Source organism: Actinomadura kijaniata NBRC 14229 (assembly GCF_001552175.1).
Classification (GTDB): Bacteria; Actinomycetota; Actinomycetes; order Streptosporangiales; family Streptosporangiaceae; genus Spirillospora; species Spirillospora kijaniata.
Genome location: NZ_BCQR01000155.1, coordinates 20,930 through 30,056 on the forward strand (window position 1 = coordinate 20,930; position 9,127 = coordinate 30,056).

Below are 9,127 nucleotides of genomic sequence, written 5' to 3' on the forward strand. Positions count from 1 at the left end.
CGCGTTCGGTGTCCGCCCCGGGAAGCACGGTGGCGTGCGGATCTTCGCCAGTGGTCCGGCCCCGCTCCGGTCGGGTGGGTCCGGCCGGAGCGGGGCCGGGCGCGGTGTTCACCGCGTGGGCGAGGTCAGGGGCTCGGCGGGAACCACTTCTGCGCGGAGTGGTGGGCGGCGCAGATGTTGACGTCGAGCACGTAGGCGCCCGCGGTGCCGCACTGGCGCGGGCCGGTCCCCGGGTCGACGGGGTGGCCGTGGCCCATGCCGTTGATGGTGTAGGTCTCCACCACCGCCGCCCCGGCGCCGTTGCGGTACACCGCGTGGGCGGCGCCGGAGACGGTGTCGGACAGGTCGGCGCGGGTGTCGGCGCCGTGCACGTTGGTCCACTGGTCGACCAGTTCGCGCATGTTGGCCGGGACGACGGTGTAGTCGGAGGTGCCGTGCCAGACCGTCACGGTCGGCCAGGGCCCCTGGTGGCGGGAGGCCGCCCGGACCCGGTCGCCCCACTGCTGGGGTGTCAGGTCACGGCCGGGGCTCATGCAGCCGTAGGCGTCGACGAGGCTGGAGGCGCACCGGTACGGCAGCCCGGCCATGACGGCCCCGCCGGAGAAGACGTCGGGGTAGGTCGCCAGCATCACCGCCGCCATGGCGCCGCCCGCCGACAGGCCGCTGGCGTACACGTTCGTGGAACCGTAGTCGTTCCTCATCCGCTGCACCATCTGCGCGACGGAGGCTGCTTCGCCCTGGCCGCGGGCGGTGTCGCCGGACTGGAACCAGTTGAAGCACCGGTTGGCGTTGTTGCCGCTCTGCTGCTCGGGCAGGACGAGGGAGACACGGTAGCGGTCGGCGATGGTCAGCCAGCCGGAGTTGGTGGCGTAGGTGCGGGCGTCCTGGGTGCAGCCGTGCATCACCACCACCAGCGGCCGACCGCTGGGCAGGCCGTCGGGCACGTAGCGGTACATCCGCAGGGCGCCGGGGTTGGTGCCGAAGCTCGTCACCTGGGTGATGGTGGCCGCCCGGGCGGGCGCGACGAACGCCGTCATCAGCGCGAACGCCGCGAGAACGGGCGCAAGAACGCGTCGTACGGGGTGAACGCGCATTGCGGGAACCTCCTCGGTCCGTTCCTGTCGTGTCGCGCCGACGTTAGGTTCCGTAAGGAGGCCTGAGAATGGCGATGATCTCCATAAACGGAACCCCCGTCGTGGAGGCGGGCACCGCCGAGGAGGTCGCGGCGCCGCGCGGGACGGGCCGGTCCCCGGCTTCGCGCCGGGGACCGGACGCGCGTCAGCCGCGGACCGTGACGCGGTGGATGCGGACCGGCTTGGCGGGTTCGCCGTCGCCCGGGACCGGACCGCCGGGCTTGATTCCCACCTTCACGATGCGGTCCAGCGTCCTCATCCCGAACGTCACCTTGCCGAGGACCGTGTACGCGGGCGGGATGTTCGCGTGGGAGTGGACGATGAAGAACTGGCTCCCGTTCGTGTCCGGGCCCCAGTTGCCCATCGCGACGGTGCCGCGCGGGTAGGTCTCCTTGCCCGTCAGCTCGTCGGCGAACTTGTAGCCCGGACCGCCCTCCTCGGCGCGGTAGATGTCGCCGCACTGGAGGACGCCCAGGCGGGCCGAGTTCGTCAGGCGCCAGCAGCGCGTGTCGTTGTAGAAGCGCTGCCGGGTGAGGCTGACGAAGTTGTGGACGGCGCAGGGCGCGTTCCCCCGGTCCATGCGGATGCCGACCGCGCCGTAGTTCGTCCACAGGACGACGTCGACCTTGCCCTTGGCGCGGGTCTTGGGGCGCGGCGGGCGGACCGGCTTGGCGGCCGGGTTCTCGGGCGTCGGGATGAACTCGCAGCGCACCTTCGCGGCGGGGGCCGCGGGCGCGGCGGGCGCGGCCTGGGCGGGCGCGACCGGTGCGAGGGCGGTGACCGCGACGGCGAGGGCGGGGACTGTCCAGCGCGTTCTCATGGCGCACAACCTAGTGATCACGTCGGGAGCGCGACAGGGGCAGAAAGTGACGAAGCCACTCAGGGTGACCCGGGGATAACGTCGTAGTGATCGGTCAGAGCGAAGGAGCCCCGCATGCTGCCCTGGTCCGCCGACCTCGCCGGACGCCTCGACGAGCACGTCCTCGACAGCGCCCTGCTGCGCGACAACCCGCTCGGCGACCCGCACGAGCGACCCCTGTGGGTCTACACCCCGCCCGGCTACGACGACGAGCCCGAGCGCCGCTACCCGACCGTGTACGTGATCCAGGGTTTCACCGGGCACGTCGCGATGTGGCGCAACCGGATGCCGTTCCGCCAGCCGTTCCCCGAGACCGCGGACGCGGTGTTCGCGCGCGGCGAGGCCCCGCCCGCGATCGTGGTGTACGTGGACGCCTGGACGTCCTACGGCGGCAGCCAGTTCATCGACTCCCCCGGGACGGGCCGCTACCACTCGTACCTGTGCGAGGAGGTCGTGCCCTGGGTGGACGCGCGCTACCGGACGGTGAACGCCCCCGAGCACCGCGCGATCATGGGCAAGTCCAGCGGCGGCTACGGCGCGATGGTCACGCCGATGCTGCGGCCGGACCTGTTCGGGGCGCTGGCCACGCACGCGGGCGACGCGCTGTTCGAGTACGCCTACCTGGGCGACTTCCCGCAGATCGTGCGGCATCTGAGGGAGTACGGCGGGGACGTCATGCGCTGGTGGGACGATTTCCGCTCCCGCGTGTCGTTCACCAGGTCCGGCGACGACAAGCTGCTGGAGATCCTGGGCTACACCGCCTGCTACTCGGCCGACCGGGACGGGACGCCGGTGCTGCCGTTCGACCCGGTCACCGGGGTGCTGCGGCCCGAGGTCTGGCAGCGCTGGCTGGACTGGGACCCGGTGCGGATGGTGCCCCGGCACACCGACGCGGTCCGGTCCCTGCGGGCGGTGTGGATCGACGGCGGAACGCGCGACGAGTGGTTCCTCGACGTCGGCGCGGAGGCATACCGGCGGGCGCTGCTGGACGCCGGGGTCGCCGCGGACGCCATCCACTTCGAGCTGTTCGACGCGGCGCACGGCGGGATCGACTACCGCTACCCGCTGTCGCTCGCCTGGCTGAGCGACCGGATCGCGGCCAAGTGAACGCCTTCGAACGTTCAGCACCCCTTCGGGGGAAAATTGAAAATCCAGTCGTGAATGGATTCATTGCCGCATAGCGGCCACAGGGGTCTACTTCTGCATAGCTCGTCCGGATGAGCGGTTTTGCCCCGCATCACCCCCGTCAACGTCGGGTTCCCGCCCGGCGCGACCGTCTCCCACAAGGAGCACCGCGCCCTGGCGGCGGGCGTCCGGCCGTGCAGAAGGAGCAACCCCGTGAGATCCCCCACCGCGCTCGGGGCGGCGGCGGTCACCGCCGCCGGCCTCGTCGCGGCGCTGGCCGCGCCGGTCGCCGCCGCGCCCACCCAGGCAGCCGCGCCGCCCGCTCCGGCCCGTCCCGACCCCAGGACGGTGGCCGCGGCCTCCGCCGACCGGCTGGTCGTCGCCAAGCCGGCCGCGTTCAAGAAGGCGCCCGAGGAGAAGGTCGTCCGCAAGGGCGTCGTCTCCGGCGCGGGCGGCCTGCAGTACGTCTCCTACGAGCGCACCTATGACGGGCTGCCCGTCTACGGCGGCGACTTCGTCGTGGTCACCAACGCCAGCGGCGCGGTGCTCGGCACCAGCGTCGCCCAGTCGAAGAAGCTCGACGTCGACACCACGCCGTCGCTGCCCGCCGCGCGGGCGACGAAGGTCGCCAAGGGCCAGGTCACCAAGGTCGACAGCGCGTCCGCGCCGAAGCTGACGGTGCTCGCCGAGGGCACCGGACGCCTCGTCTACGAGGTCGTCGTCACCGGCACGCTGCAGAAGAAGCCGGCCAGGCTGCACGTCTACGTGGACGCCGACAACGGCAAGGTCGCCGAGAAGTGGGACGAGGTCACCCCCGTCGCCGACGACCGCAGCCACTACCACGGCACCGTCGACATCACCACCCAGCCGACGTCGATCGCCGACCCCACCCGGCCCAACCTGCGGTGCGGCAACCAGAGCGGCACCACCTTCACCGGCCCCGACAGCGCGTGGGGCAACGGCAGCGGCACCGACCTGGAGACCGCCTGCGTGGACGGCATGTACGCCGCGCAGAAGGAATGGGACATGCTCCGGTCCTGGCTGGGCCACAACGGCTTCGACGGCAACGGCAACGCCTTCCCGATGCGCGTCGGCCTGAACCAGGCGAACGCCTACTGGAACGGCAGCTACACCAACTTCGGCCGCAACAGCGCGGGCACCAAGCAGGCCACCGCCATGGACGTGGTCGCCCACGAGTACGGCCACGGCATCTTCCAGTTCACGCCGGGCGGCTCCGGGGGCGGCAACGGCAACGAGAAGGGCGGCATGAACGAGAGCGCCGGCGACATCTTCGGCGCGCTCACCGAGCACTTCACCAACGAGCCCGCCACCCTCGACCCGCCGGACTACCTGGTCGGCGAGGAAGTGGACCTGGTCGGCAGCGGCGAGATCCGCAACATGTACAACCCGTCGGCCGAGGGCGACCCGAACTGCTACTCCTCCTCGATCCCCAGCACCGAGGTGCACGCGGCGGCCGGCCCGCAGAACCACTGGTTCTACCTGCTGGCCGAGGGCTCCAACCCCGGCGGCGGCAAGCCGACCAGCCCGACCTGCAACGGCTCGACGGTCACCGGCATCGGCATCGAGAAGGCCGGCAAGATCTTCATGGGCGGCCTGCTGCGCAAGGTCACCGCGTGGAGCCACGCCCGCGCCCGGGTCGAGACGGTCAACGCCGCGATCCAGCTGTTCCCCGGCTCGGCCACCGAGTGCAACGCGGTGAAGGCCGCGTGGGCGGCGGTCAGCGTCCCGGCGCAGTCCGGCGAGGCGTCCTGCGGCACCCAGCAGAACGACTTCTCGCTGTCGCTGAACCCGACGTCGGGCACCGTCCAGCCGGGCGGCTCGGCCACCGTGACCGTGAACACCCAGACCACCGGCGGCAGCGCCCAGCAGGTCGCCCTGTCGGCGACCAGCAACCCGTCCGGTCCGACGGCGTCGTTCTCCCCCGCGTCGGTGACCTCCGGGCAGTCGTCCACGATGACCGTCACCGTTCCGGCGGGCACCCCGAACGGCACCTACACGATCACCGTGCTCGGTGACGGCGCGAGCGTGGACCGCACCGCGACGTTCACGCTGACGGTCGGCTCCGGCGGGCCCGGCGGCACCGTCTTCGCCGACGACTTCGAGACCGACAAGGGCTGGACGGTCAACCCGGGCGGCTCCGACACCGCCACCTCCGGGCGCTTCGAACGCGGCCAGGCGCAGGCCACCACCTACAGCGGCACCGCGCTCCAGCTCGCCCCGCAGGCCGGCTCCTACGACCTGGTGACCGGCGCGTCCGGCGGCGACCCGGGCACCAACGACGTGGACGGCGGCGTCACCAGCGTCCAGTCCCCGGCGATCAGCGTCCCGGCGAGCGGCACCAGCACGCTGACGTTCCACTGGTACCTGGGCCACCTGAACAACGCCTCCAGCGCCGACTACCTGCGCGTCCGCGTCGTCGGCCCGAACGGCACCACCACCGTCCTCAACCAGGCCGCCTCGGCCGCCAACCGCTCCGCGACCTGGCAGACCGCGACCTACAACCTGTCGTCCTTCGCCGGGCAGAGCGTCCGGATCGTCGTGGACGTCGCCGACGCGAGCACCGGCAGCCTCGTCGAGGGCGGCGTCGACAACGTGAAGATCACCAACTCCTGATCCCCCGCCGTCCGGGCCCGGCGCGTGCCTCGCCGGGCCCGGGCCCTCCTGCTCGGAGAAGACCGTGAGAAGACGCATCCTGGCCGCCACGGGCGCCGCCGCCCTGCTGGCGGGGCTGCTCGGCGCCCCCGCCACCGCCGCACCCTCCACCGTCGCGGCGCCCCCCGACATCCCGCTGGCCAACGTCAAGGCCCACCTGAACCAGTTCCAGACGATCGCCACCAACAACGGCGGCAACCGCGCCCACGGCCGCCCCGGCTACCGCGCCTCGCTCGACTACGTGAAGGGCAGGCTCGACGCGGCCGGGTACCAGACGACGATCCAGTCGTTCACCTACAACGGCGCGACCGGCTACAACCTGATCGCCGACTGGCCCGGCGGCGACGCCAACCAGGTCCTGATGACCGGCGCGCACCTGGACGGCGTCACCTCCGGGCCCGGCATCAACGACAACGGCTCCGGCTCCGCCGCGATCCTGGAGACCGCCCTGGCGGTGTCCCGCGCGGCCCTCAAGCCGACCAAGCACCTGCGGTTCGCCTGGTGGGGCGCCGAGGAGCTCGGCCTGATCGGCTCCACGTACTACGTCAACAACCTGCCGAGCACCGAGCTGTCGAAGATCAAGGGCTATCTGAACTTCGACATGGTCGGCTCGCCCAACCCCGGCTACTTCGCCTACGACGGCGACGGCTCCAGCGGCAGCGGCGGCCCGGCGGGCTCCGCCCAGATCGAGAACACGCTGCGCGCGTACTTCACCTCGATCAACGTGCCGGTGCGCGACACCGCGTTCGACGGGCGCTCCGACTACGGGCCGTTCATCCGGCGCGGCATCCCGGCGGGCGGCCTGTTCACCGGCGCGGAGGGCCGCAAGACCACGGCCGAGGCGCAGATGTGGGGCGGCACGGCCGGGCAGGCGTACGACCGCTGCTACCACTCCTCCTGCGACACCATCAGCAACATCAACGACACCGCGCTGGACCGCAACTCCGACGCCATCGCGTACGCGGTGTGGACGCTCGGCGGCGAGGGCGGCACACCGCCCGGCGAGACCGTGTACAGCGACGACTTCGAGACCGACAAGGGCTGGACCGCGAACCCGGCGGGCTCCGACACCGCCACCTCCGGACGGTTCGAACGCGGCCAGGCGCAGGCCACCACCTACAGCGGCACCGCGCTCCAGCTCGCCCCGCAGGGCGGCACCGGCAGCCTCGTCACCGGGGCGGCCGGCGGCGACCCGGGGGCCAACGACATCGACGGCGGCGTCACCAGCATCCAGTCGGCCCCGATCACCCTGCCGACCGGGACGCTGAAGCTGTCGGTCTCCTGGTACCTGGGGCACCTGAACAACGCCTCCAGCACCGACTACCTGCGCGTCCGCGTCGTCGGCCCGAACGGCACCACCACCGTCCTCAACCAGGCAGGCTCGGCGGCCAACCGCTCCGCGAGCTGGCAGACCGCGACCGCCGACCTGTCGTCGTTCGCGGGCCAGCAGGTCCGCGTCCTGGTCGACGCGGCCGACGCCGGAACCGGAAGCCTTGTTGAAGCGGGCCTCGACAACCTCACGATCACCAGGTCCTGACCGTCGTATCATCCCAGTTCGGACCGGTCTTTCAGAATTTTCAGGGCCACCTCGGCCGGAATTGAAAATCCAGTCGCGGATGGATTCATTGCCCGTTCCGCGACCCCCGTGGTCCACTCTGATCGGCCGGTCCGGACGAACCCGACCCCCCGCCACGTGTCCACCCCCGCACCGGGCACAGCGGACGCGGCCCACCCACGGCCTGTCCGCCGGGAAGGAGCAACAGATGAAACGACTGATCTTGCTTGGGATCGCGGCGGCGGCCGCCGCTCTCGGCCTCGCCCTGTCCGCCTCCTCCGCCGGCGCGGAGGAGGGCTCCTACGGCCTCGGCCCCACCGGTTCCTACGGCGTGCTCGCGGGCGGTTCCTACGGCCTGCTGGCCGACGGTTCCTACGGCCTGCTCCCCGGCGGCTCGTACGGTCTCTCCGCTCCCGGAGGCTCGTACGGGTGACCCGAACCTGAACGGCCGTACGGGGTGACTCTCGGCCCGCCCCGTACGGCCGGATCAGCTCCCGAAGCTCCCTGAGAAAAACCGCCCCTCGCCCGACCCCCGGCGCACGTCCTCGGCGCCGGGGGTCGCATTTTTTGTCGGTGGCGCGCGTCACACTGGACGCATGTGCCGCAGCATCAAGACCCTCCGCCCGCCGATGGCCGAGGCCGTCACCGACGAGGACATCCGCGCCGCCGCGCTCCAGTACGTCCGCAAGATCTCGGGTTTCCGCGCGCCCGCCGCGCACAACGCGGAGGCGTTCGAGCAGGCGGTGGACGAGATAGCCGAGGCGACCGCGAGGCTCCTGGCCACCCTGGAGGTCCGCGGTCGCCGCACCGCCTGACCCGGGCCGGGTCACCGGACGGCGCCGTCCCGGCCGAATGGCGGTCCGCGCCTGAGCAGGCGTGCCCCGAGGTCGGCGGGTGCTGGCCGGGGCACGAGCGTGCGACCGCGCGCCCGGCCGGCACCCGCGCCGGACGCCCGGCTGGAGGGCCCGCCGGACGCCCGGTGCCGATCGAGGTGGAACCTCAGCGCTCGCCGGGGGCGGCGGCGGGGCCGTGGTCGAAGCGGGTGCGGGGCGCGGGGAAGGGGCCCCGGCGCGGCGTGTGCAGTTCGCGGTCGGGGGACGTCGTGAGCTCCATGATGCCCGCGACCATGATGCGGAGGGCCGGGAGCATCTCGTAGAGCCGGTCGCCGGGGCAGGCCGTGGCGACGTAGTCGCGGTGGCCCACGATGGCCTCGAACGGGTCCAGGTCGTAGGTCTCGCACAGCCAGGCGCAGGTGACCGCGAGCTTGAGCCACAGGTGCTTGGTGGGCGTCTCGGTCAGGTAGGTGCCCTCGTTCTCGATGCCGATCGTGTGGTCGTTGTGACCGAGGGTCTGGGCGCCCATCACGTGCTGGCGGGCGGCGATCGCCTCCAGGCTGCGGTTGCGGCCCTCCATGAGGAAGCCGCCGCGGCTGATGGTGAGCTGCTGGCCGGTGTCGTCCCAGCCGTTGTCGTCCATGTGGAAGTTCTGGATGGCCCTGGACAGGCCGAACGCGTGCTCCAGCGAGTAGTCCGTGGAGTTCTCCGAGGCGGTGTGGTGCACGACGATGTGGTCGGGGGCCTTGGCGAGCACGGTCGCGGGGGCCTTCGGCGGGCGGGCCGCCCAGTCGGCGCGGGTGTGGACGCGGGGCGCGTGGCCGCCGGTCGCGGCCCGGGCCGCGCGGGGGGTGAGCGGCAGCGTGCCCAGGACGGCGCCGCCGGTCACCGCGGCGGCGCCGAGGAGGAGTCCGCGGCGGTGAAGGCGGGGGGTGTCGGACATGGCGGG

General features: G+C 72.2%; 8 protein-coding genes. 5 read left to right on the plus strand and 3 right to left on the minus strand.

The features are described from left to right. Positions 1-125: 125 nt before the first annotated feature. Positions 126-1,094, minus strand: a complete 969-nt coding sequence (locus AKI01S_RS37445; RefSeq protein WP_067829094.1) for an extracellular catalytic domain type 1 short-chain-length polyhydroxyalkanoate depolymerase — start codon at positions 1,092-1,094, stop codon at positions 126-128. A 184-nt stretch (positions 1,095-1,278) separates the two neighbouring features. Further along, positions 1,279-1,953: a peptidylprolyl isomerase gene (locus tag AKI01S_RS37450; RefSeq protein ID WP_067829097.1), complete on the minus strand. Its 675-nt coding sequence runs from the start codon at positions 1,951-1,953 to the stop codon at positions 1,279-1,281. Positions 1,954-2,067: 114 nt separating this feature from the next. Here AKI01S_RS37450 and AKI01S_RS37455 point away from each other — a divergent pair, with 114 nt between their 5' ends. The 5 genes from AKI01S_RS37455 to AKI01S_RS37475 all read left to right on the plus strand — a co-directional run bounded on the left by AKI01S_RS37455 (position 2,068) and on the right by AKI01S_RS37475 (position 8,160). After that, the gene (locus AKI01S_RS37455) at positions 2,068-3,099 is read left to right on the plus strand and encodes an alpha/beta hydrolase-fold protein (protein ID WP_067829100.1); all 1,032 of its coding nucleotides are present in this window, start codon (positions 2,068-2,070) and stop codon (positions 3,097-3,099) included. Positions 3,100-3,330: 231 nt separating this feature from the next. Beyond that, positions 3,331-5,751 (plus strand): M4 family metallopeptidase, encoded by a 2,421-nt coding sequence (locus AKI01S_RS37460; protein ID WP_245681937.1) that lies wholly within the window; start codon positions 3,331-3,333, stop codon positions 5,749-5,751. Positions 5,752-5,815: 64 nt separating this feature from the next. Continuing rightward, a complete protein-coding gene (locus AKI01S_RS37465) occupies positions 5,816-7,327 on the plus strand; it encodes a M28 family metallopeptidase (protein WP_067829107.1) in 1,512 nt (503 codons plus the stop codon). Between the two features lie 226 nt (positions 7,328-7,553). Continuing rightward, complete coding sequence (locus tag AKI01S_RS37470; RefSeq protein ID WP_067829110.1) at positions 7,554-7,778, plus strand: hypothetical protein; 225 nt, start codon at positions 7,554-7,556, stop codon at positions 7,776-7,778. 163 nt (positions 7,779-7,941) lie between these two features. Further along, positions 7,942-8,160 (plus strand): DUF2277 domain-containing protein, encoded by a 219-nt coding sequence (locus tag AKI01S_RS37475; RefSeq protein ID WP_067829113.1) that lies wholly within the window; start codon positions 7,942-7,944, stop codon positions 8,158-8,160. 184 nt (positions 8,161-8,344) lie between these two features. Here AKI01S_RS37475 and AKI01S_RS37480 read toward each other — a convergent pair whose 3' ends face one another. Beyond that, on the minus strand, positions 8,345-9,121 hold the full coding sequence (locus tag AKI01S_RS37480) for a peptidoglycan recognition protein family protein (protein ID WP_067829116.1): 777 nt from the start codon (positions 9,119-9,121) through the stop codon (positions 8,345-8,347). Between the last annotated feature and the right edge of the window lie 6 nt (positions 9,122-9,127).